17 protein-coding genes are annotated in these 22,348 nt (G+C 71.8%); 13 read left to right on the top strand and 4 right to left on the bottom strand.

Annotation, left to right across the window (positions count from 1 at the left end):
• The first annotated feature begins 136 nt into the window (after positions 1 to 136).
• Entirely contained in the window at positions 137 to 3,034 is a 2,898-nt protein-coding gene (locus OF819_RS13685) for a vitamin B12-dependent ribonucleotide reductase (RefSeq protein WP_267243760.1), read from the top strand.
• A gap of 109 nt (positions 3,035 to 3,143) precedes the next feature.
• On the opposite strand, the gene OF819_RS13680 is transcribed toward OF819_RS13685, so the two are convergent.
• Positions 3,144 to 3,677 carry a TerD family protein gene (locus OF819_RS13680; RefSeq protein ID WP_267243759.1) on the bottom strand — a complete coding sequence of 178 codons (534 nt, stop codon included), beginning with the start codon at positions 3,675 to 3,677 and terminating at the stop codon, positions 3,144 to 3,146.
• 123 nt (positions 3,678 to 3,800) lie between these two features.
• On the opposite strand from OF819_RS13680, the gene OF819_RS13675 reads away from it, so the two are divergent.
• From OF819_RS13675 to OF819_RS13655, 5 genes are all read left to right on the top strand, one after another.
• Positions 3,801 to 4,406 (top strand): YdbC family protein, encoded by a 606-nt coding sequence (locus tag OF819_RS13675; protein WP_267243758.1) that lies wholly within the window; start codon positions 3,801 to 3,803, stop codon positions 4,404 to 4,406.
• A gap of 119 nt (positions 4,407 to 4,525) precedes the next feature.
• Complete coding sequence (locus tag OF819_RS13670; protein WP_267243757.1) at positions 4,526 to 5,185, top strand: histidine phosphatase family protein; 660 nt, start codon at positions 4,526 to 4,528, stop codon at positions 5,183 to 5,185.
• Positions 5,186 to 5,197: 12 nt separating this feature from the next.
• Positions 5,198 to 6,106 (top strand): ADP-ribosylglycohydrolase family protein, encoded by a 909-nt coding sequence (locus tag OF819_RS13665; RefSeq protein WP_267243756.1) that lies wholly within the window; start codon positions 5,198 to 5,200, stop codon positions 6,104 to 6,106.
• A 411-nt stretch (positions 6,107 to 6,517) separates the two neighbouring features.
• Positions 6,518 to 7,219, top strand: coding sequence for a ribonuclease HII (locus OF819_RS13660; RefSeq protein ID WP_267243755.1), 702 nt, complete (start codon positions 6,518 to 6,520; stop codon positions 7,217 to 7,219).
• Positions 7,220 to 7,303: 84 nt separating this feature from the next.
• A complete protein-coding gene (locus OF819_RS13655; RefSeq protein WP_267243754.1) occupies positions 7,304 to 7,930 on the top strand; it encodes a hypothetical protein in 627 nt (208 codons plus the stop codon).
• 269 nt (positions 7,931 to 8,199) lie between these two features.
• Here the strand turns inward: OF819_RS13655 and OF819_RS13650 are convergent, their stop codons facing one another.
• Both OF819_RS13650 and OF819_RS13645 read right to left on the bottom strand, forming a co-directional pair.
• Positions 8,200 to 8,829 (bottom strand): hypothetical protein, encoded by a 630-nt coding sequence (locus OF819_RS13650; RefSeq protein WP_267243753.1) that lies wholly within the window; start codon positions 8,827 to 8,829, stop codon positions 8,200 to 8,202.
• A gap of 216 nt (positions 8,830 to 9,045) precedes the next feature.
• Positions 9,046 to 11,220, bottom strand: a complete 2,175-nt coding sequence (locus OF819_RS13645; RefSeq protein ID WP_267243752.1) for a RecQ family ATP-dependent DNA helicase — start codon at positions 11,218 to 11,220, stop codon at positions 9,046 to 9,048.
• 114 nt (positions 11,221 to 11,334) lie between these two features.
• Here OF819_RS13645 and OF819_RS13640 point away from each other — a divergent pair, with 114 nt between their 5' ends.
• The 7 genes from OF819_RS13640 (at position 11,335) to OF819_RS13610 (ending at position 21,876) form a co-directional block, all read left to right on the top strand.
• Positions 11,335 to 12,750 carry a DUF4192 domain-containing protein gene (locus tag OF819_RS13640; protein ID WP_267243751.1) on the top strand — a complete coding sequence of 472 codons (1,416 nt, stop codon included), beginning with the start codon at positions 11,335 to 11,337 and terminating at the stop codon, positions 12,748 to 12,750.
• 106 nt (positions 12,751 to 12,856) lie between these two features.
• Positions 12,857 to 15,016, top strand: coding sequence for a glycogen debranching N-terminal domain-containing protein (locus tag OF819_RS13635; RefSeq protein WP_416370528.1), 2,160 nt, complete (start codon positions 12,857 to 12,859; stop codon positions 15,014 to 15,016).
• 79 nt (positions 15,017 to 15,095) lie between these two features.
• Positions 15,096 to 15,860, top strand: a complete 765-nt coding sequence (locus OF819_RS13630) for an NUDIX hydrolase (RefSeq protein ID WP_267243749.1) — start codon at positions 15,096 to 15,098, stop codon at positions 15,858 to 15,860.
• A gap of 157 nt (positions 15,861 to 16,017) precedes the next feature.
• Positions 16,018 to 17,814: an ATP-binding cassette domain-containing protein gene (locus OF819_RS13625; protein ID WP_267243748.1), complete on the top strand. Its 1,797-nt coding sequence runs from the start codon at positions 16,018 to 16,020 to the stop codon at positions 17,812 to 17,814.
• Positions 17,815 to 17,990: 176 nt separating this feature from the next.
• Complete coding sequence (locus OF819_RS13620) at positions 17,991 to 18,878, top strand: FadR/GntR family transcriptional regulator (protein WP_267243747.1); 888 nt, start codon at positions 17,991 to 17,993, stop codon at positions 18,876 to 18,878.
• A 365-nt stretch (positions 18,879 to 19,243) separates the two neighbouring features.
• Positions 19,244 to 20,815, top strand: coding sequence for an RNA polymerase sigma factor (locus OF819_RS13615; RefSeq protein WP_267243746.1), 1,572 nt, complete (start codon positions 19,244 to 19,246; stop codon positions 20,813 to 20,815).
• 224 nt (positions 20,816 to 21,039) lie between these two features.
• Positions 21,040 to 21,876, top strand: a complete 837-nt coding sequence (locus OF819_RS13610; RefSeq protein WP_267243745.1) for a S1 family peptidase — start codon at positions 21,040 to 21,042, stop codon at positions 21,874 to 21,876.
• A 136-nt stretch (positions 21,877 to 22,012) separates the two neighbouring features.
• Here OF819_RS13610 and OF819_RS13605 read toward each other — a convergent pair whose 3' ends face one another.
• Positions 22,013 to 22,243 (bottom strand): hypothetical protein, encoded by a 231-nt coding sequence (locus OF819_RS13605; protein WP_267243744.1) that lies wholly within the window; start codon positions 22,241 to 22,243, stop codon positions 22,013 to 22,015.
• Positions 22,244 to 22,348 lie beyond the last annotated feature (105 nt).

The raw sequence follows: 22,348 nt of genomic DNA, 5'->3' as shown, positions 1-22,348 counted from the left end.
CCCGGCGATAACGGCCGGAGCGGCGTAAGACGTGTCACGGGCGGTGCTGAGTGCGGCGTCCGCGACAAGAGACAGATACGTGCCACGGGAAGATCTGGGCACTTCAGGGCGTTTTTGCCCGTATATGGGAGGCGGCATGACAGAGACGACGAGCGGCCCGGCGCGGGGGTCCCGTTCCAAGGGATCCAAGGCGAGCAAGGGCCTGCGCATCGAGCGCATCCACACCACCCCCGGCGTGCATCCGTACGACGAGGTGGTCTGGGAGCGCCGTGACGTCGTCATGACCAACTGGCGCGACGGCTCGGTCAACTTCGAGCAGCGTGGCGTCGAGTTCCCCGACTTCTGGTCGGTGAACGCGGTCAACATCGTCACCAGCAAGTACTTCCGCGGGGCCGTCGGCACCCCGCAGCGGGAGACCAGCCTCAAGCAGCTGATCGACCGGATCGTGAAGACCTACCGCAAGGCCGGCGAGGACCACGGCTACTTCGCCTCGCCCGCGGACGCCGAGATCTTCGAGCACGAGCTGGCCTACGCCCTCCTGCACCAGATCTTCAGCTTCAACTCCCCGGTGTGGTTCAACGTCGGCACGCCCCAGCCGCAGCAGGTCTCCGCCTGCTTCATCCTGTCCGTCGACGACTCGATGGAGTCGATCCTCGACTGGTACAAGGAAGAGGGCATGATCTTCAAGGGCGGCTCCGGCGCCGGCCTGAACCTCTCCCGCATCCGCTCCTCCAAGGAGCTCCTCTCCTCCGGCGGCAACGCCTCCGGCCCGGTGTCGTTCATGCGCGGCGCCGACGCCTCCGCCGGAACGATCAAGTCGGGCGGCGCCACGCGCCGCGCGGCCAAGATGGTGATCCTCGACGTCGACCACCCCGACATCGAGAATTTCATCGAGACCAAGGTCAAGGAAGAGGAGAAGATCCGCGCGCTGCGCGACGCGGGCTTCGACATGGACCTGGGCGGCGACGACATCACATCCGTCCAGTACCAGAACGCCAACAACTCGGTCCGGGTGAACGACGCGTTCATGAAGGCCGTGGAGTCCGGCGGGAAGTTCGGGCTGCGCGCCCGGCTGTCCGGCGAGATCATCGAGGAGGTCGACGCCAAGGCGCTCTTCCGCAAGATGGCCGAGGCCGCCTGGGCCTGCGCCGACCCCGGCATCCAGTACGACGACACCATCAACCAATGGCACACCTGCCCGGAGTCCGGCCGCATCAACGGCTCGAACCCGTGCAGCGAGTACATGCACCTGGACAACACCTCGTGCAACCTCGCCTCGCTGAACCTGATGAAGTTCCTCAAGGACGACGGCGAGGGCAATCAGTCGTTCGACTGCGAGCGCTTCGCCAAGGTCGTCGAGCTGGTGATCACCGCGATGGACATCTCCATCTGCTTCGCCGACTTCCCGACCCAGAAGATCGGCGAGAACACCCGCGCCTTCCGCCAGCTCGGCATCGGCTACGCCAACCTCGGCGCCCTGCTGATGGCCACGGGCCATGCGTACGACTCCGACGGCGGCCGCGCCCTGGCCGGGGCGATCACCTCCCTGATGACGGGCACCTCGTACAGGCGCTCCGCCGAGCTGGCCGCGGTCGTCGGCCCGTACGACGGCTACGCCCGCAACGCCACCGCTCACAAGCGGGTGATGAAGCAGCACGCCGACGCCAATGCGCAGGCCAAGCGGATGGACGACCTGGACACCCCGGTCTGGGCCGCTGCGACGGAAGCCTGGCAGGACGTGGTCCGCCTCGGCGAGAAGAACGGTTTCCGCAACTCGCAGGCGTCCGTCATCGCCCCGACCGGCACCATCGGTCTGGCGATGTCCTGTGACACCACCGGTCTTGAGCCCGACCTTGCGCTGGTCAAGTTCAAGAAGCTGGTCGGCGGCGGCTCGATGCAGATCGTCAACGGCACGGTGCCGCAGGCCCTGCGCCGCCTCGGCTACCAGCCGGAGCAGATCGAGGCGATCGTCGCCCACATCGCCGAGCACGGCAATGTGATCGACGCTCCGGGGCTGAAGCCCCAGCACTACGAGGTCTTCGACTGCGCCATGGGCGAGCGCGCCATCTCCCCGATGGGCCACGTCCGGATGATGGCCGCGATCCAGCCGTGGATCTCCGGCGCCCTGTCCAAGACGGTCAATATGCCGGAGTCGGCGACCGTCGAGGAGGTCGAGGAGATCTACTTCGAGGCGTGGAAGATGGGCGTCAAGGCGCTCGCGATCTACCGCGACAACTGCAAGGTCGGCCAGCCGCTCTCCGCCAAGACCAAAGCGAAGGAGAAGGAGGCCGAGGCGGTCGCCGAGAAGACCGAGGAGACCATCCGCTCCGCGGTTGAGAAGGTCGTGGAGTACCGCCCGGTCCGCAAGCGCCTCCCCAAGGGCCGTCCCGGCATCACCACCTCCTTCACGGTGGGCGGCGCCGAGGGCTATATGACCGCCAACTCCTACCCGGACGATGGTCTCGGCGAGGTCTTCCTGAAGATGTCCAAGCAGGGTTCGACCCTCGCGGGCATGATGGACGCCTTCTCCATCGCCGTCTCGGTCGGTCTGCAGTACGGCGTCCCCCTGGAGACGTACGTCTCGAAGTTCACCAACATGCGCTTTGAGCCGGCCGGCATGACGGACGACCCGGACGTGCGGATGGCCCAGTCCATCGTCGACTACATCTTCCGCCGTCTGGCGCTGGACTTCCTGCCGTTCGAGACGCGGTCCGCTCTTGGCATCCACTCGGCCGAGGAGCGTCAGCGCCACCTGGAGACCGGTTCGTACGAGCCCTCTCTGGACGACGACGAGGTCGACGTCGAGGGTCTGGCCCAGTCCGCTCCGCGCCAGCAGGAGTCGCTGAAGTCCGTCAGCGACCCCCGAGACGAGACGCCGGCCCCCAAGGAGGCGCACACCTCGGCGGAGCTGGTCGAGATGCAGCTGGGCGTCAGCGCGGATGCGCCGCTGTGCTTCTCCTGCGGCACCAAGATGCAGCGGGCTGGCTCCTGCTACATCTGCGAGGGCTGCGGGTCGACGAGCGGCTGCAGCTGAGCACCGCGGTGAGCTGAGCCCGTAAGGGCGTGATGAGAAGCGAACCAGAGAGATGATGTAAGGGGCGTCGGCCATGGGGCCGCGCCCCTTACTCATGCCCGAGGGTGCGCTATCGGGGCGAATCGAGGCCCATCAGCGAGATGAAGGACTGCGGGTCGGCGTCGTAGCCGCGGACCACGTCATGGAATGCCCAGCGGCCCTCGTCGTCGCGGGAGAACTCCGCGATCACGGCGCAGGTGGCGTCAGAGACCCCGGAGAAGTCGTGCTCGGACAGCTCCGTATGCCCCTCCCGCACACGGACGAGGGCGTTCCCTATGTCCTCGAAGACCCTCCGGCCGGCCGACTGCTGGATGGCCACGCCCACCACCACGCGCGCGTACACCGGGGCCAGCCGGTCGAACTCCAGGGTCATGACCTCGTCGAATCCGAAGCCCTGCCCGGTGCGGCTGTCCCTGGTCAGAGTGATCGTGCCGTCGGGTGAACGGCTGTCGAAGTGCACGACGTACGCCGGAGCCCCACGCGGTGCGTCCCCGGTGTAGACGGCGGCCACGATGTCGAGATCGTGATCGGGCTCCCCCAGGGGACTGGGATCCCATTTGAGCGCCACTTCCGCTTTGCGGACCCCCTTGTTGAGACTGCTCACCAGATGTCCCTCCCGATCGCTGTCGCAACTGCCGGGAATTCCCGGTCCGTTGACCATGCTGCCACGCCCGCCTGCCCGCACGACCTGGCCTGGGGAGGCGGATCGGGGCCGTACGATGGCGCGGTGCTGGTGAAGTGGATTCGCTGCACCGTGGTGGACCGTCGAGGGTTCGAACGGGGTCAGCGAAAGTGGGCGGGGCTGCTGGGCGAGCCGGGATTCCGGGGGCAGGGGGGTGGATGGAGCAGGGCGAGGCCGGATGTCGCCCATGTCTTCGCCTTCTGGGAGAGCCGGGCGTTCTACGACTCCTTCATGGCGCGCTCCCACGACCGCCTCGCCTCCGCCCAGTCGGGCACCTTCAGGGACGGCCAGGTCAAGCTGTTCGAGCACAGATTCGATGTGAAGACCGGCTTTGAGCCGCGCTTCACCGGTGTGGACGTCGTCCGGGTCGCGCACAGCAAGGTGCGCGAGGGGCGGGTGGAGCACTACGCCCTGATGCAGGAGAAGGTGTGGAATCCGGCCATGGCCGGGTCGCCCGGAATGGTGCGGGGACTGTTCGGGGAAGCGCCGGGAAACGAGTTCCTGGTGATGTCGATGTGGGAGTCGGCGGCGGAGCACGGAAAGTACCGCGTGGAACGGGTGGAGCGGCTGCTGCTGCGGACCCAGACCGAGGCGGACATCGAGGCGCTGACCGGGGATGTGGTGGAGCTTGAGGCGTCCTGGACGGTCTGAGCGGCGGCCACAGCGACGCCGGCCGGCCTTGACGCGCGGCCGGCCGCGCTCGCCCGGCGTACGCCGTATGGGCCGGGTGGACCGCTCGGCCGGACAGGGGGCGACTTAGAGTCGGGACCATGGCGCGACCGCGACGCATCGTCCTCGTCCGGCACGGAGAGTCGGAGGGCAACGCCGACGACTCCGTGTACGAGCGCGTGCCGGACCACGCCCTCGGGCTGACCGCAGCCGGACGGGCGCAGGCCGAGCGGACCGGCGCCCGGCTGCGGGAACTCTTCGGGCAGGAGCGTGTCAGCGTCTATGTCTCTCCCTACCGGCGCACTCACCAGACCCTCCAGACCTTCGGCCTCGACGCGGGGCTGGTACGGGTCAGGGAGGAGCCCCGGCTGCGTGAGCAGGACTGGGGGAACTGGCAGGACCGGGAGGACGTCCGCCTGCAGAAGGCGTACCGGGACGCGTACGGCCACTTCTTCTACCGGTTTGCGCAGGGGGAGTCAGGCGCGGACGTCTACGACCGGGTCGGGGCGTTCCTGGAGAGCCTCTTCCGCAGCTTCGAGGCTCCGGACCACCCGCCGAACGTCCTGCTGGTCACCCATGGACTGACCATGCGGCTGTTCTGCATGCGCTGGTTCCACTGGACGGTCGCGGAATTCGAGTGCCTGTCCAACCCCAGCAACGGCGAGACGCGGATACTCGAGCTGGGCGTCGACGGACGGTACACGCTGGACCGGCCGTTCGAGCGGTGGCGTACACCTGAACCGTACGGTGTCACCGGTTAGAGTGGCAGGAAGATGACCGCTGACTCCACTTGCGACCGGCGCTTCGAACGCGCCCTGGACAGCCTGCGCGGGCTGTCCGTGGGAGACGCCCTGGGCTCCCAGTTCTTCGTTCCCTCGAACTATCCGCTGCTCAAGCGGCGCGAGCTGCCCGCCGGCCCCTGGCAGTGGACCGACGACACCGAGATGGCCTGTTCCGTGCTGGCCGTGCTGGCCGCGCACGGCCGTGTGGACCAGGACGCGCTCGCCTCCTCCTTCGCCGAGCACCATGACTTCGACCGCGGGTACGGGCCGGCGGTCAACCGCATGCTGCGGCTGATCAGAGAGGGCGGCGACTGGCGGGAGCTGGCCGCCGGGCTGTTCCAGGGGCAGGGCTCGTGGGGGAACGGGTCGGCGATGCGGATCGCGCCGCTGGGCGCGTGGTACGCGGACGACCCCGAGCAGGCGACGCATCAGGCGGAGATCTCCTCGTACACCACCCATCAGCACCGCGAAGCGGTGGTGGGCGCCATGGCCGTGGCCGCGGCGGCCGCCCTCGTCGCGGCCCCCGAAGGCCCCCCGGGGCCGGAGGAACTGCTCGACGGGGTGATCGCCCTGGTGCCGCGCAGCGCGGTCGGCGCGGGGCTGCGGCGGGCGCGGGACATGCTCGACTACAGCGACGCCGGGACGGTGGCCGCGGTGCTCGGCAGCGGCCGGCGGACCAGCGCGCACGACACCGTGCCGTTCGCGCTGTGGTCCGCCGCGCGCGGCCTCGGCGACTTCGCACGGGTCTTCTGGACCACGGCCCAGGCCGGCGGCGACATGGACACGACCTGCGCCATCGCCTGCGGCGTCACCGCGGCGTCCAAGCCGGGCGCTCCTCCGGCCGACTGGCTGACCCGCACCGAGCCCCTGCCGTCCTGGCTGCCGACCGCGGCGGACTGAGCCGGAGCCGGCATCAAGCGGGGGAGAGCGACGGCCTCTTCGCTGACGACGGCTCCCTCGCTTTCGAATGCCGCTGCCCCTTCGCGTTCCGTGTGGTGATTCGCGAATGCGACCTCCTGGCGGTGGGGCGATTCCGCCGGATGATCGCCGGCCGGGAGGGCGAGCGCTTTGCGTGGCCGCTCCGGGCGGTGGTGTGCCGCGGAATCTCACATGGAAGTGTGCGGTCGACGCCATGGGCGACCTTGTTCTCGATGGCGTCTCCTGGCCGATGAAATGGCGATCGAAGGTGTGCGCAAGTGAATGGCGTGCCCTGGGATAGCAAGGGCGCGGGCGGGCCGACCGGGCCCGGGGCGCTGCTACCCGAATCCGGTTGTCGTCGGCCCGGGGCGGCGGCGTACCCTTGCTGGCGCCATGGCGTACGAACCACCCACCCACACAGTCGAGCGCTCGATCAGGGCGATCACCGGCGCGAAGATCGTCGCAGGCGTCGATGAGGTCGGACGCGGGGCGTGGGCCGGTCCTGTCACGGTGTGCGCGGCGGTCACGGGGCTCCGCAGGCCGCCCGCCGGGCTGACCGACTCCAAGCTGCTCAGCCCGAAGCGCCGTACGGAGCTTGCCGCGCTGCTGGAGGACTGGGTCACCTGCCATGCCCTCGGGCATGCGTCGCCCCAGGAGATCGACGAACTGGGCATGACCGCTTCCCTGCGCCTGGCGGCCGTCCGCGCGCTGGAGGGGCTGCCGGTGCGCCCCGACGCCGTCATCCTCGACGGCAAGCATGACTACCTCGGCCGGCCGTGGCAGGTGCGTACGGTGATCAAGGGCGACCAGTCCTGTGTCGCGGTCGCAGCCGCCTCGGTGATCGCCAAGGTGCGCAGGGACGCGATGATGGCCGAACTGCAGGGGGAGTTCGCCGCCTTCGGGTTCGCCGCCAACGCCGGCTACCCCTCGCCTGTGCACAAGGCGGCGCTCGCGGAGTGGGGGCCGACGCCCCATCACCGGCTCTCCTGGTCCTATCTCGATGCGCTGCCCCAGTGGCGGCACCTCAAGAAGGTCCGCGTCGCGGCGGTGGGGGACGACCTAGAAGACGGGGGACAGCTGGGATTCGACTTCTGACCTGAACTCCTGACCAGAGCCGGTCGCAACTCATGTACCCACCCGCCGATGCCTGCAGCACCGGCATTTGATAGACATCCACCCATGCCTCTCATTCCCGAGGAGCCTCAGATTCACGAGAGTGCCCAGGGTCCCCGCGCCACTCCGGCAGCAGGCCGGACCGCGCCGACCCCTCGTCCCGTACCCGGTCCGCGTTCCGCGGCGTCGCCGCGTCCTGGTCACCCGGGCCCCGGCCCGGCCAGGCCCACGCCGCCGCAGCGCCCCCACGGCAACGCTGGGAAGACGCAGCAGTCCCAGCAGACCCAGCAGGAGAATCGTTCCCTGCCGCAGATCCAGCTGATCCCCGCCTCGGCCGACGGCGCGCTCGACGCCGCGGGCGAGGCCGTCGATCTGCTGCTGGACTCCGGGCGGTCCCCAGGCGACGTACTGGTGCTCACCACCGGCGAACAGCACCCCTGGGCGGCTCATGAGCTGTCCTTCGGCGAAGCCGCCTACTGGGCCCAGCACGACGCGGGCGACGACGTCTTCTATGCGGACGCCGCCGTGGCCGACCGCGCCGCCGCCCGGCCCGTTGTGGTCGTGGCGGTCAACGGAGGTCCCGACGACGACGCCGCTCAGGCCCTTCCGGCCGCGCTGAAGAAGGCCGCAGCCCTGCTGATCGTGTGCGGCGACCCCAAGAGGATCAACGCCGTGCTCGGCGCGGGCGTCTGAGCGTCCGACAAGAGCCCGCACCGCCCGGCCCGGGGCCGAGCGGTCGCGGTCACGGCCGTGTCCGACGCTCGGCGCACGACAGGTTCCCTCATGAACCGGTGTGGTCCGGTGTGATCCGGCCGTCGGCGGGGGCGGCCGGACGGCGTGCACCGGGGGTCGGCGCGTCCCGGGTCTGAGCCGGTCGCCGCGCCCCCCACCCTGCCGCTGTGCCCTGCCCTCGCCGGGTCCTCGGCCGGGGGTCTCGGCCGGACCTCGTCCGCCGGGCGCCTTCAGCGGGCCGCCGTGCGCCGCAGAGCCTCGGCGGCGCCGCTGGCAGTGCGCACCGCCGTCGCCGGGGCGCGGGCCATGGAGTCGGCCAGATCCGCAGGCTGCGAGGCGGAGTTGGGCCGGCGGCCGCCGCGCCCCTCGCCCAGCACCTGCCAGCCGCCGCGCGTCAGCGTGATGTAGGCCCCGCACCGCAGCCCGTGCAGGGTGCAGGCGTCCCGCAGGCCCCACATCCAGGCCCCGTCCTCCTCGGTCCACCGCTCGTCGCCATCGCGGCAGTAGAGCAGCACCGCGGTGCGCACCGGCTCACGCCGCCGCAGATCGTGCGGGATGACCCGGCGGAGATGGGCCAGCAGCGCGTTCCGGAACTCCCAGCCGTCGGCCGCCGACGCGCGTTTGCTGAACGACGCGCTCGCGGCGAGCCGTTCCTCGTGGTCGAGCACGGCGACCACGGCTGTCGCCGGCACCGGCCGATGACGGGCGTGCAGTCCGCTGACCACCTCGCGTGGATTGCGCAGCAGCGGAATCCCGGCTGCGGACCACTCGGCGGGCTCGAGCAGCCGGGTGACATGACTGGCGACGTGGGCCGGGGCGCTGATCGAAGTGGCTGCAGACGGGGCGAATCCGAAGGTCACGGTCCTCCCTTCGCATACGCGCCCAGAGTGCGGGCAGGGTCGGGCAGGGCGCACCGCAACACGGCCCATCCAGACCGCTCATATGCCGTGAGGGGAGCATCCCAATTCTTGCGGGCGCATCGGCATGCGGCAACGAGCAATTGGGGAACGCCGACGGTAATCGGCTGGTTTGACTCTCATATTCCTGCCCAGTCACCTCGCATGTCACCCCTTGAGTCACGCTTGCACAGCCAGGACCAGAGGAAACACCCCCTTCGCGCCGGCTCTGCGCAGCAGCCGGGCGGCCACCGCCACCGTCCAGCCCGTGTCCGAGAAGTCGTCCACGAGGAGCACGGGCCCCTCCGCGCCGGCCAGCGCCCCGGCCAGCCCCTGCGGCACGGTGAACGCCTCGTGCAGGGCGCGCACACGCTGTGCGCTGTTGCTGCGGGGCGGCGGCCCCGACTCCTGTGTCTGCGGCGCGTACTCGACCGAGCCGAGCAGCGGCATCCGTCCCACCTGAGCGATCCGGGCGGCCAGCGACCCGATCAACTCGGGCCTGCTGTGCGAGGCCACGGACACCACCCCCACGGGGCGCACGGGCGCGTCCGCCTCGCCGGAGGCCCAGCCGCCCGGCCCCTTCGCCCAGTCGGCGAGGACTGACACCACCGCATCCGCCACATCCCCGGGCACCGGGCCGTCAGCCGACTGAGGGGCCAGCAGCGGCCGCAGCCGATTCCCCCAGCCGATGTCGGAGAGTCTGCCCAACGCCCGCCCGGCGAGGGCCTGTTCCCCTTCGGGAATGCGCCCCTTGACGTTCACCCCCACCGCGGCCATGCCGGTGGGCCACATCTTGCGCGGCTCCACCTCCACACCCGGCCGGCCCAGCTCGCCGCGCGCCGCGTCCAGGGCGCCCGCGGACACCTTGTCGCTGAACCGGACGCCCGAGCAGTTGTCACAGCGGCCGCACGGGGCGGCGGCCTCGTCATCGAGCTGACGGCGCAGAAACTCCATACGGCAGCCGGCGGAGCCGGCGTAGTCGCGCATCGCCTGCTGCTCCGCCGCCCGCTGCCGCGCCACCCAGGCGTAGCGGCCGGAGTCGTACGACCACGGCTGTCCCGTGGCCGTCCAGCCGCCCTTCACCCGGCGGACCGCGCCGTCCACATCGAGGACCTTGAGCATCGTCTCCAGACGGGTGCGCCTCAGCTCGACCAGCGGCTCCAGGGCCGGCAGCGACAGCGGCCGCTCCGACCGCCCCAGCACATCCAGCGTGCGCCGCACCAGCTCCTCTGGAGGGAAGGCCACCGAGGCGAAATACCGCCAGATCGCCTCGTCTTCCCTGCCGGGCAGCAGCAGCACCTCGGCGTGCTCCACGCCGCGGCCCGCCCTGCCGACCTGCTGGTAATAGGCGATCGGCGAGGACGGCGACCCCAGGTGCACGACGAACCCCAGATCGGGCTTGTCGAATCCCATGCCCAGCGCTGATGTCGCGACCAGGGCCTTGACGCGATTGCCGAGCAGATCCTCCTCGGCCTGACGGCGGTCCGCGTCCTCGGTGCGGCCCGTATAGGACGCGACCGTGTGCCCGCACTGACGCAGATACGCCGTGACCTCCTCTGCCGCGGCGACCGTGAGCGTGTAGACGATGCCGGAGCCCGGCAGCTCGCCGAGGTGGTCGGCGAGCCAGGCGAGCCGGGTCGCCGCATCGGGCAGCTGCAGCACGCTCAGGCTCAGGCTCTCCCGGTCGAGGGGACCCCGCAGCACCAGGGCGTCCGTGTCCGCCCCCGTGCCCAGCTGCTCCGCGACATCGGCCGTGACGCGGGCATTGGCGGTGGCGGTGGTCGCGAGCACCGGGACCCCGGACGGCAGGTCTGCCAGCATCGTGCGCAGCCGGCGGTAGTCGGGCCGGAAGTCATGGCCCCAGTCGGAGATGCAGTGTGCCTCGTCCACCACGAGCAGCCCGGTCGCCGCGGCCAGGCGGGGAAGCACCTGATCCCTGAAATCCGGATTGTTCAACCGCTCGGGGCTGACCAGCAGCACATCCACGTCGCCCGCGGCGACCTCGGCGTGGACCGTCTCCCACTCTTCCGTGTTGGACGAGTTGATCGTGCGGGCGCGGATGCCCGCACGCGCCGCCGCCTCCACCTGGTTGCGCATCAGGGCCAGCAGTGGGGAGACGATCACGGTCGGTCCGCTGCCGCGCTCCCGCAGCAGCGATGTCGCGACGAAGTAGACGGCGGACTTGCCCCAGCCGGTGCGCTGGACGACCAGGGCGCGGCGCTTGTCGGCGACGAGCGCCTCGATCGCGCGCCACTGGTCCTCGCGCAGCCGGGCCGTGCCCGTCGTGTCCGATACCAGGCGGGCGAGGACTGCGTCGGCGGAGGCCCGGAGATCCGAGCGGTCTGCGTGGGTCATGCCTCCATGCAACCCGATGCCGCCGACACTGCGCGAATGTGCCGGCGAACCTGTGGAGAATCGTTTTTCCACAGGGGTCGCGGCGGGATGGCGGCTCGCGGGACCGTCATCGGCATGAACAGTCACCGCGAACCGACCGGACCCGCCGACGAACAGGTCACTCTGCGCGGCCCCGCCGAACTGGTGGACGCGCTTCCGTATGTGCTGGGCTTCCACCCGACCGACTCGATCGTGATGGTCGCGCTGCACGGCAGCAGCGGCCGCTTCGGCGGCCGGCTGAGGCTGGGCATTCCGCGTGCCGCGCAGGAGTGGCCCGCCGTGGCGAAGCAGCTCGCCGAATGCCTGGTGGAGGGCAGCGAGCGGCGCGGCGCGCGGCCCGACGGCATCGTCGTCTTCCTCTGCCAGGACCCGCCCGAGGGCGGGACCGGCCGTCAGGTGATGGAGCGCCTGCGGCCCCTCGCGCAGAGGCTGCGCACCGCCTGCGGCACCCTCGATGTGCCGGTGTACGAGGCCTTGTGCATCTCCGACGGGCGCTTCTGGTCCTACTGCTGCCCGGATGCGCGCTGCTGCCCGCCGGAGGGAAACCCCCTGGGCGTGCCCGGCACCTCGGCCATGGCGGCGGCCGCCGCCTATGCCGGGATCCACGTCCGCGGCACGCTGCGCGAGATGGAGGCACGGCTGACGCCGTGGACCGCAGGGGACACGGCGGGCCAGGTCCGTGCGCTCGACGCCGCAGGGTCCGCGATCGTGCCGCGCATCCTGGACGCTCAGGGCCGACAGCAGGTGGCCGCGGAGACCCTCGCACTGGCCGAGCAGCTCCGCAGGCGTCTCGCCGAGGCGGAGACCGCCACGGGCTGGGCCGAGGCGGACGCCGCAGACGACCGGCTGATCAGCCATGAGGAGGCCGCCTCCGTCATCCTCGGCCTCCAGGACCGCACCACCCGGGACCGTGCCGCGGAGTGCATGGAAGGTCCGGACGCGGCACCCGCGTTGCGGCTCTGGCGGGCCCTGGCCCGCCGCTGCGTGGGCGGCTACGCCGAACACGCCGCCGCGCCTCTGACGCTCGCCGGCTGGGTCGCCTGGTCCACCGGGGACGAGCCCGGCGCCCGGGTCGCCCTCGGGCTCGCCCTGCGCGCCGACCCCGGCTATCTCTTCGCCCGTCTGCTCCATCAGGCGTGCAACGACGGCCTGGATCCGGAGGACCTGCGCATCTGTCTGCGCACGGAGCGCACGGAGCGCGAGACGCGCGAGGCCGCCGGCGAGGGGGCGGCGCGCCATGAGCCGGGGCGGCCGCGCGGGCCCCGCCGCCGGGGCCGTCGTGTGCGGCTCGTGGGCGCGGGCCGCACGAGCCGACCGAGCCGCTCCGGGGCGCCCAAGCCCCCGGTGACACTCCGCAAGAAGCCGCGGCCGGCAGCGGCAGGCCCCGCGGCCGTTTCGTCCCGCAGGCGGCCCGGCGCACGCGCGGCCGGGAGCCGACGCGGGGCCCAGAGTGGGGCCCAGAGTGGGGCCCAGAGCGGTCGGCAGCCGTGACCCGGACGCCCGTGCCGCCGTTCACTCCCGTGGCGGGGCTCTCCCACCCGTCCCGCCGTGTTCGTCGCGGCTGCCCGGAGTGCACGGAAGGCACAACACACCACCCATGGCCCCCACAGCCCCCCGCCGTCCCCGCAGACCACAGACCGGCACAGGACCGCAGCCTGCTCCAAGATCACGACCGTCCACACGGCCGGGCCCGGGTGTGCGGACCGGTCCGGAGGAGCAGCCGGGGCCAGGGCCGCATCGAGGCCCGGCGGCGCAGCCCGCGGAACAGCCTGGACCGGCGGCGGCGCCTCCGCCGCCCGCCGCTCGCCCGCGGGAGCCGGCCCCGGTGCATCACCTGCTCATCTGCGCCGCTCTGCCATGCCTCGCCCTCTCGGCGGAGCACGGACAGCTCACCGGAAGAGGAGTCGAGGGCGTCTACCACTCGGGGCGGCGGCTGCTCTCCCGCTGCCTGCTGCGGGTCGCGGGCCGGGAACCGGTCGCCGTCCAGGGCAGGCTGGTCTCCGCCGGGCTCGCCGTGTTCAAGGCGGTCGTCCGAACCCCCGCCGACACCGGACCGGACCCCGAAGTCGGCGTCGAACGGTCACGCCACGCCGACGGCGCCGAGAGGATCACGCTGCGCAGCTTCGCGGCCAGGCCGCTGCGCCTGTCCGTCGAGGTGGCGCTCGGCACCGACCTCGCGGAGTTCGGAGCGATCGCGGCGGGGCGCACCTCTCCCGAACTGCCCGCCAGCGTCCACGACGCAGGCCTCCGCTGGGCCGCTGCCGGAGCCGGCCATGCGATCGTCACCGCGGATCCGCCCCCGCGCGACACCCTGGCCTCCGCGGGCCTGCTGCGCTGGGAGGTGGAGTTGTCGCCCGGCGGCGCGCGCTCGATCGAGCTGCGCGTCCGCTCCGACCGCCCCGCCCGCACCTCCGGCAGAACGAGCGGTCTCGCTCTGGCCGAGGCCCGCGCCGAGGGCGACGACCCCCGGCTGGGGGCGCTGCTCTCCACCGGGCTGGGGGACTTCACGGCACTGCTGCTGCGGGACCCCGAGCATCCGGCCGATGTGTATCCCGCCGCGGGCGTCCCCTGGCGGTGCGGGCCCGCACCGGCCGAGGCTCTCTGGGCGGCCCGCATCGCGCTGCCGCTCTCCACCGGGCTCGCCGCGGCCGCACTGCGCCGGTTCGCCCGCAGCCAGTTTACCGGCCGTGGGCGGGACTTCGGCAGGATTCCCGGCCCTCTGCGGGACGCGGGGCCCCATCTTCCGCCGAGCTGCACGGGCGTGGAAGCGACCCTCGCCTTCCCCGCCGTCCTCGCGGAGGCAAGGCGCTGGGGAATGCCCGACAGGGAGCTCGCCGAACTGCTGCCCGCGGCGGAGCGCTGTCTGCGCTGGCTCGGACAGGCGGCGGACGGGGACGGGCTGCTTCCAGAGCCCGGTCCCTCGGGCGTCCGCCGCACCGAGACTCAGGCCCATGCTCACCGCGCGGCGCTGCTCGGCGCGGATCTGCTGGAGGGCTGCGGCAGGCCGGGCGCGGAGGAGTGGCGGCAGCTGGCCAGCCGGATGCGCCGCAGCTTCCGGGAGCGGTTCTGGGTCGACGATCTGACCGGTGGCCGTCCCGCGGCGGCCCTGCTGGCCGGCGGGCGGCCGGCGCCGCTGATAGGCGCGGGTGCCGTGCATCTGCTCGACACCGGACTGCTGGGGCTCGGACAGTCCGCCCCCGGTCTGCTCGACAAGGTCCAGACGGAGCAGCTGGCCCGGCTGCTCGGCAGCCCGGCCATGGACTCCGGCTGGGGACTGCGCGGCCTGGGCGTCAAGGAACCGGGGCACAACCCCTTCGGTCACCGCTCCGGGGCCGTCCGGGTCCATGAGACGGCGGTCGCGGTCGCGGGCCTCGCCGCCGCAGGATACGAAAAGGAGGCAGGATCCCTGCTGCGCGGTCTCCTCGACGCCGCACCCGGCTTCGGCCATCGGCTGCCCGAGATGTACGCGGGCGAGCAGCGCACGGCCGACGCGGTCATGCCCGCGCCGCATCCGGCCGCCTGCCGCCCGGCCGCCCTGTCGGCGCTCACGGGGCTCCACCTGCTGATGAGCCTGGCCGGGATCCGGCCGGATGTACCCTCGGGCACGGTCGCGCTGCGCCCCATGCGCAGCGCCCCGCTCGGAGCCGTACAGATTTCGGGGCTGCGCGTGGCCGGGGAGCCGTTCGCCGTGCGCATCAGCAGGCTCGGCCAGGTGATGGTCGAGCAGGCGGCCGCCGGGCTGCAGCTCGGTGTGTAGCCCGGTGTGTAGCGGGAATCGGCGGGAGCACATGGCGAAGGGAGTGTTTATCGTCAGGCAGACGACTATGATCACGGACATGCCCCCCTACGACCCGTCGGCCTTTCCGCCCTTCGCTGTCACCGTCGATCTGGTCGTGCTCACCGTGCGCCGCCATGCGCTGTGCGCGCTGGTTGTACGCCGCGGCGAGCCGCCGTTCCAAGGCCGATGGGCCCTGCCCGGGGGCTTCGTCAGAGCGGATGAGGACCTGGCGGCGGCCGCGGCGCGCGAGCTCGCCGAGGAGACCGGGCTGTACGCCCACGACCCGGCCGCGCCCGTCCCGGGCAACGGCGCGCACCTGGAGCAGCTGGCCACCTACGGCGACCCGAAGCGGGATCCCCGGATGCGTGTCGTCAGCGTCGCCCATCTGGTGCTCGCCCCCGATCTGCCCGCTCCCCGCGCCGGCGGCGACGCCAACAGCGTGCGCTGGGCGCCGGTCGAGGAACTCCTCAAAAAGGAGCACGGCCTGGCCCGTGAGGAGGAGCAGCCCGCGCAGCTCGCCTTCGACCACGACCGGATCCTCGCGGACGGCGTGGAAAGAGCCCGCTCCAAGATTGAGTACTCCTCGCTGGCCACCGCCTTCTGCCCGCCGGAATTCACCGTCGGCGAACTGCGCCGGGTGTACGAGGCGGTCTGGGGTGTGGCGCTCGACCCGCGGAACTTCCACCGCAAGGTGACCGGCACCCCGGGCTTCCTCGTACCGGCGGGAGGCACCACGACCCGCCAGGGCGGCCGCCCCGCCCAGCTCTTCCGGGCCGGCGGAGCAACCCTGCTCAACCCGCCGATGCTGCGTCCCGAGGTCTGAGCCGTCGAGCCCGTCCCTCCGGGACACCCGGACCCCGGCAGCTGCACAGATACACAGAAAGTCCGAATTATCGCGTTATCGTGCTGCGGTACCCGCCCGACCGAGCCACAAAAAGCCCCAGCCGCCGAGCGGTTCTCCACCCTCCGCGAGAGAAGCGATGCTCCAGGCCATCGGACTCACCAGCGCGTACCGCCGCGACCGCCGCCGAGACGGGCCGCCCGCCGTCGAGAACGTCAGCTTCGAGGCGAGGCCCGGCCGCGTCACGGCACTGCTCGGCGCTCCCGGCGCGGGCAAGACGACGACGCTGAGGCTGCTGCTCGGCCTCACCCCCGGTCGGGGCCTCGCCTACTTCCGCGGGCGGCCGCTCCACAGAATCGCCCACCCCGCCCGTGAGGCAGGGGTGCTGCTCGGCGATGTGCCCGGCCACCCCGCGAGGACCGTACGGGGGCAGCTGCGGATGCTCTGCGCCGCCGCGGGCGAGCCGGCGGCGCGGGCGGACGAACTGCTCACGGCCGTCGGTCTCGCCGGAGTCGGACACCACCGGCTGGGAACGCTGCCGACCGGGGCGGACCGCAGGCTCGGCATGGCCGCCGCCCTGATCGGCGACCCCCACTCGCTCATCCTCGACGAACCCGCCCGAGGGCTGTCGCCCCGCGAGGCCGGCTGGCTCTTCGGGCTGCTCCACGCGCACGCCGCCCGCGGCGGAACCGTCCTCTACACGACGAGCGACCCCAAGGAGGCCGCGCGCAATGCCGACCACGTGGTCACCCTGCACAAGGGCCGGCTGGCCGCCGACCAGGACGCGGCGGACTTCGCACGCACGAGGCTCCGGCCCCGCGTCGCGGTGCGCACCCCGCACGCGGCCCGGCTCTCCGCCCTCCTCGGCCGGGAGGCCCGAGCCGCCCAGCGGTCCGTCGAGGTGGTCGTCGAAGGAGGCGCCCGGCTGTCCGTCTACGGCAGCAGCTGCGCGGAGATCGGCGAGACCGCCTTCCGCCATGGCGTCCTGCTGCACCGTCTCACGGAGGAGACCGGAGACGCGGGGCCGGCCGCCGCAGCGGCGGAGCGCCCCGCCGCGGACGCCCCCGCCGCCGAACCCCCCGCGCCGGACACCGCCGCGCCCGCCGGCCGCCGCGCCCGCCGGCCGCACACCGGAGACGCCCTCCCCCCGCCGCTCCCTCGGCGCGCCCTGCGCGGCCCCCTGCGGCCGCTGCGCTACGAGCTGAGCCGCCTCCTCGGAGTCCGCACCGCACTGCTGATCGCGCTCGCCGCGGTCATCGCCTCCCTGGCGCTGTCCGTCCCGCTCGCGCGTACCGGAGCCGTGCCGCTCCCCAGGCTGCTCGCCGCCTGGCCCGGTCTGCTCCCCCTGCCGCCGGCCGCCTTCGCCGCAGGCCTGATCGGCGCGCTGTCGTACGGGGAGGAGTACCGCTACCCCGCACTCGCCGTGCCCCCCGGCGCCGTCCCGCGCCGCCTCGGACTGCTGCTGGCGAAGCTGGCGGTCACGGCCCTGTCCGCCCTGCTGCTCGCCTGGCTCGTCGCCGCGGCCGATGCTCAGGCCCTCCGCCTGGTGTACGGGACGGACTTGACGCCCCTCGCCGAGAACGGGCCGGTCATGGCAGCGAGTTGGAGCGGGCTGGCCGTGGGGTGCGCCTGGGCGGGGCTTCTCGCCGCCGGAGTCTTCCGCGCCACCGCCGCCGGAGTGGCCGCCGTGCTCGCCGTGCCGGTGCTCCTCGCGCCGCTGGTGCAGCAGGCGCTGCTCGTCCCGGCGGTCCGCTCGGTCGCCGGGTTCCCGGGCAGGCTGCGCGAGCTGGCGTGGGCAGAGCTGCCCCGCGAGGCCGACGCCTGGCTGGCGTCGGGGCTCCGGCTGCTCGCCCAACCCGTGGGGGCCGCACTGGCCTTGTCGCTCGCGGCGCTGGTGTGCGCCTTCCTCGCCGCCGAGGCCCGAAGGGGCGTGTGAGGATAGCCGCATAGGGTGCGATCGCCCGGCGGTGCTCACAACTCCTTGAGAACGCCCGTTTCTTTGCCCGCTCCTGTCCGATAAGGCGTCAATTGAGGAGCGAGCGCCGATCACCCTTTCGTGTGCTTTTCACCAAAGACCTCAAGGGGCCCGGAAGCCGCGCCGACAAAGGATGCGTGAGTACCCTTGCGCACACCATGATGACCGCCGCCCGCCCCGCCGAGTCCGGTCTCGCCGGCCCGGGCGAACTCGACCGCTACCCCTACGCCGAGGCGCCAGCCGTCGACCGCGTCAGCCCGCCCGCCTGGGACGGCTCCGAGGCCGACCTGGGCCGCGCGGGCCGCCGGGCGGCCGGCAGCCGCGGCCGCGGACTCCACGGCCAACTCGTCCAGCAGCTCGGCCAGATGATCGTCTCCGGCGACCTGGGGGCCGACCGCCCCCTTGTGCCCGAAGAGATCGGCCAGCGCTTCGAGGTATCCCGCACCGTGGTGCGGGAGTCCCTGCGCGTCCTCGAGGCCAAGGGGCTGGTCAGCGCCCGCCCCAACGTCGGCACCCGGGTCCGCCCCGTCAGCGACTGGAACCTCCTCGACCCCGACATCATCGAGTGGCGCGCCTTCGGCCCCCAGCGCGACGATCAGCGCCGCGAGCTGAGCGAGCTGCGCTGGACCATCGAGCCGCTCGCCGCCCGCCTGGCCGCGGGGCACGGACGCGAGGACGCTCAGCAGCGGCTCGCCGACATGATCGAGATCATGGGCCACTCCCTGGCCCAGCAGGACGCGATCACCTTCTCCCGGGCCGACGCGGAGTTCCACTCCCTGCTGATCCAGCTCGCCGGAAACCGCATGCTGGAGCATCTCTCCGGGATCGTCTCCGCCGCGCTCCAGGTCTCCGGCGGGCCGGTCACGGCGTGTGACCGCCCTACCGAGGGCTCGCTGGCCCAGCACGCGCGCATCGCCGACGCCCTGGCCTCCGGCGACGGGCAGGCCGCCGAATCGGCCATGCGTCAACTGCTCATCGTCCACCCGGAAGTCGAACGAGTGGTGCCCGCCCCGCGCGAGCACTGACCGCGGTTGCGGTCGGCTGTGCGGGGGTCTGGGCGCAGAGTGTCGCCGGATGTCGCCGGATGTCGTGGGATGCCTCGTATCCGCCGGGATCCGGCGACATGAATGTACGGCGAAGGGCTACTCTGGTCGTTTCGTCGCCTATGGGGTGTGACTCGGGCCACGTGGATTGGGCGTAACACTCCTCGAAACAGTGCGATGACCTAAGAGGTGACAGCCGAGGAGGGAATACGGCAGCCGTTCACGGCGCTGTTGCAGCTCTGAGGTTCCGCCCGCGCCACCGGCACATCCGCAGCCCGGTGGTCGTCGGCTCCGGCCCGATCCTGGGCGGGGCCGGAAGCCGTTTCCATCGTTCCGAGAGGTTGTTCGTGTCGGCCAGCACATCCCGTACGCTCCCGCCGGAGATCGCCGAGTCCGAGTCTGTGATGGCGCTCATCGAGCGGGGAAAGGCTGATGGGCAGATCGCCGGCGATGACGTGCGTCGGGCCTTCGAGGCTGACCAGATTCCGCCAACCCAGTGGAAGAATGTTCTGCGCAGCCTCAACCAGATCCTCGAGGAAGAGGGTGTGACGCTGATGGTCAGTGCAGCGGAGTCGCCTAAGCGCGCCCGCAGGAGCGTCGCAGCGAAGACCCCGGCCAAGCGCACCGCCACCAAGACCGTCGCGGCCAAGACCACGGCGGCGAAGAAGACGGCGGCCAAGACCGTCGCCGCCGCTGCCGCGCCGATGGCGGACGCCGTCGACGCCCCGGCCGACGACGCCTCGGCGGCCGCGCCTGCCAAGAAGGCGGCCGCGAAGAAGACCGCGGCCAAGAAGACGGCGGCGAAGAAGACCGCCGCGAAGAAGACGGCCGCCAAGAAGACCGCGGCCAAGAAGGACGTCGACGAGGCCGTCGAGACCGAAGAGCTGCTCGACGAGGTGCAGCCCGGCGTCAAGGGCGAAGAGGAAGAGCCCGAAGGCGAGAGCAAGGGCTTCGTCCTCTCCGACGACGACGAGGACGACGCGCCCGCGCAGCAGGTCGCCGTCGCCGGCGCCACCGCCGACCCGGTCAAGGACTATCTCAAGCAGATCGGCAAGGTCCCCCTGCTCAACGCCGAGCAGGAGGTCGAGCTCGCCAAGCGCATCGAGGCGGGTCTGTTCGCCGAAGACAAGCTGGCGAACTCCGACAAGCTCGCCCCCAAACTCAAGCGCGAGCTGGAGATCATCGCCGAGGACGGCCGCCGCGCCAAGAACCACCTGCTGGAGGCCAACCTCCGGCTGGTCGTCTCGCTGGCCAAGCGCTACACAGGCCGCGGCATGCTCTTCCTGGACCTGATCCAGGAGGGCAACCTCGGCCTCATCCGCGCCGTCGAGAAGTTCGACTACACCAAGGGCTACAAGTTCTCCACCTACGCCACGTGGTGGATCCGTCAGGCGATCACCCGCGCCATGGCCGACCAGGCCCGCACCATCCGCATCCCGGTGCATATGGTCGAGGTCATCAACAAGCTCGCGCGGGTCCAGCGCCAGATGCTCCAGGACCTGGGCCGCGAGCCCACCCCGGAGGAGCTGGCCAAGGAGCTCGACATGACCCCCGAGAAGGTCATCGAGGTCCAGAAGTACGGCCGCGAGCCGATCTCGCTGCACACCCCGCTCGGCGAGGACGGCGACAGCGAGTTCGGCGACCTCATCGAGGACTCCGAGGCCGTCGTGCCCGCCGACGCGGTCAGCTTCACCCTGCTCCAGGAGCAGCTGCACTCCGTGCTCGACACGCTCTCCGAGCGTGAGGCCGGCGTGGTCTCCATGCGCTTCGGCCTCACCGACGGCCAGCCCAAGACGCTGGACGAGATCGGCAAGGTCTACGGCGTGACGCGCGAGCGCATCCGCCAGATCGAGTCCAAGACCATGTCAAAGCTGCGCCACCCGTCGCGTTCCCAGGTGCTGCGCGACTACCTCGACTGAGCCTGCGGCTGAGTGACACAGCGCCGGAGCCCGGTCCCTGCCACAGGGGCCGGGCTCTTTCCCGTACAGCCCCTTACACCCCTCCCAGTCGTACACCGGCTCCAGTCGTACAGACGGGGGATATGAGGGCGTACACGCGCCATGTGCAGCCCTTTGCGGTGCGCGGCGGAGCCCCGTGGCTGACTCTGAGTGCACACATGCCGTGCAGAGAGTCAGGAGGCCCTATGCGACGTCCCCTGCGTCGTGCCCTCGAACGCGTCCGGAAGCGGGCGCTCGCCCTGGTGGCCGTGGCGGCCGCCGCGCCGCTGCTGTCACTGCCGGCCCCGCCTCCGGCGGCCGCCGACAGCGTGGTCGTCGGCGGCTTTCCCGTTCGAGCCGAGGACAGCCCCTGGGCCGTCGCGCTGGCCAGCCGTGAACGGTTCGGCGACGCACGCGCAGGCCAGTTCTGTGGCGGCGTGGTGGTGGGCCCGGCAGAGGTGATGACGGCCGCGCACTGTCTGAGCCGGGCCGTCCTGGGCGAGCCGTCCAGCGCGCTGCGCCATCTGCGGGTGATCGCCGGGCGGTCCGAGCTGACCGGGGCGGGCGGACGGGAGATCGCCGTGCGTGAGGTCTGGATCCACCCCGGTTACAACGCCTGGACCAACAGCTCCGACATGGCCGTGCTCACCCTCGCGGAGACGCTGCCCGCGTCCCATGCGCTTCCGCTGGCGGGCGAGGGCGATCCGGCCTATGAACCGGGCGTCGAAGCCCTGGTGTACGGCTGGGGGGACACCACGGGATACGGCAGCTATGCGTCCTCGCTGCGCGCCGCCTCCGTGCAGGTGCTTCCGGACGAGGCATGCATGATCGCCTATCCGGGCGGGAGGGGCGGCCGCTATCTGGCGTCCACCATGCTGTGCGCAGGCGATCCCAGGGGCGGGCGGGACGCCTGTCAGGGGGACAGCGGAGGGCCGCTCGTGGCCAGGGGGAAGCTCATCGGGCTGGTGTCCTGGGGGAGCGGATGCGGAGAGGCCGACAGCCCGGGCGTGTATACGCGGGTCTCGGCGGTCGCCCAGCCCTGACCGCCCTGTGCGGTGGATGCGTTAGCCGCTCACCCTGCTCACCGTATGAGAGCGGGCGGCTGCCCCCGGTGCCCGGGGTCAGCCGCCCGTCGGCCGGCGCTCGACCGGCCTTGCTTGGCTCGTCGTAAATCCGAGGTCAGCGCTCCTCTTCGGTCGCACTGGCCGGGGCGGCCGTGAGGCGGTCGGTCTCATCCTGTATTTCCGCGGCGATCTTCTTGAGTTCCGGCTCGAACTTGCGCCCGTGGTGCGCGCAGAAGAGCAGCTCGCCACCGCTGGTGAGCACGACGCGCAGATACGCCTGGGCGCCGCAGCGGTCGCAGCGGTCAGCGGCCGTCAGCGGGGTCGCGGGGGTCAGAACAGTAGTCACGTCGCCTCTTCTCTAGCTCGACGAGCTGTCGTACCAGGGTCAACATCCAACCAGCCCGAAAACGTTCCCGCTCGGGCCTTTTCCTTGAAACTTCGTCGCAAGGAG

Source organism: Streptomyces sp. PR69 (genome assembly GCF_026420845.1).
In the GTDB taxonomy this organism is placed as follows: Bacteria; Actinomycetota; Actinomycetes; order Streptomycetales; family Streptomycetaceae; genus Streptomyces.
This window is presented reverse-complemented; position numbering and strand designations above follow the sequence as displayed.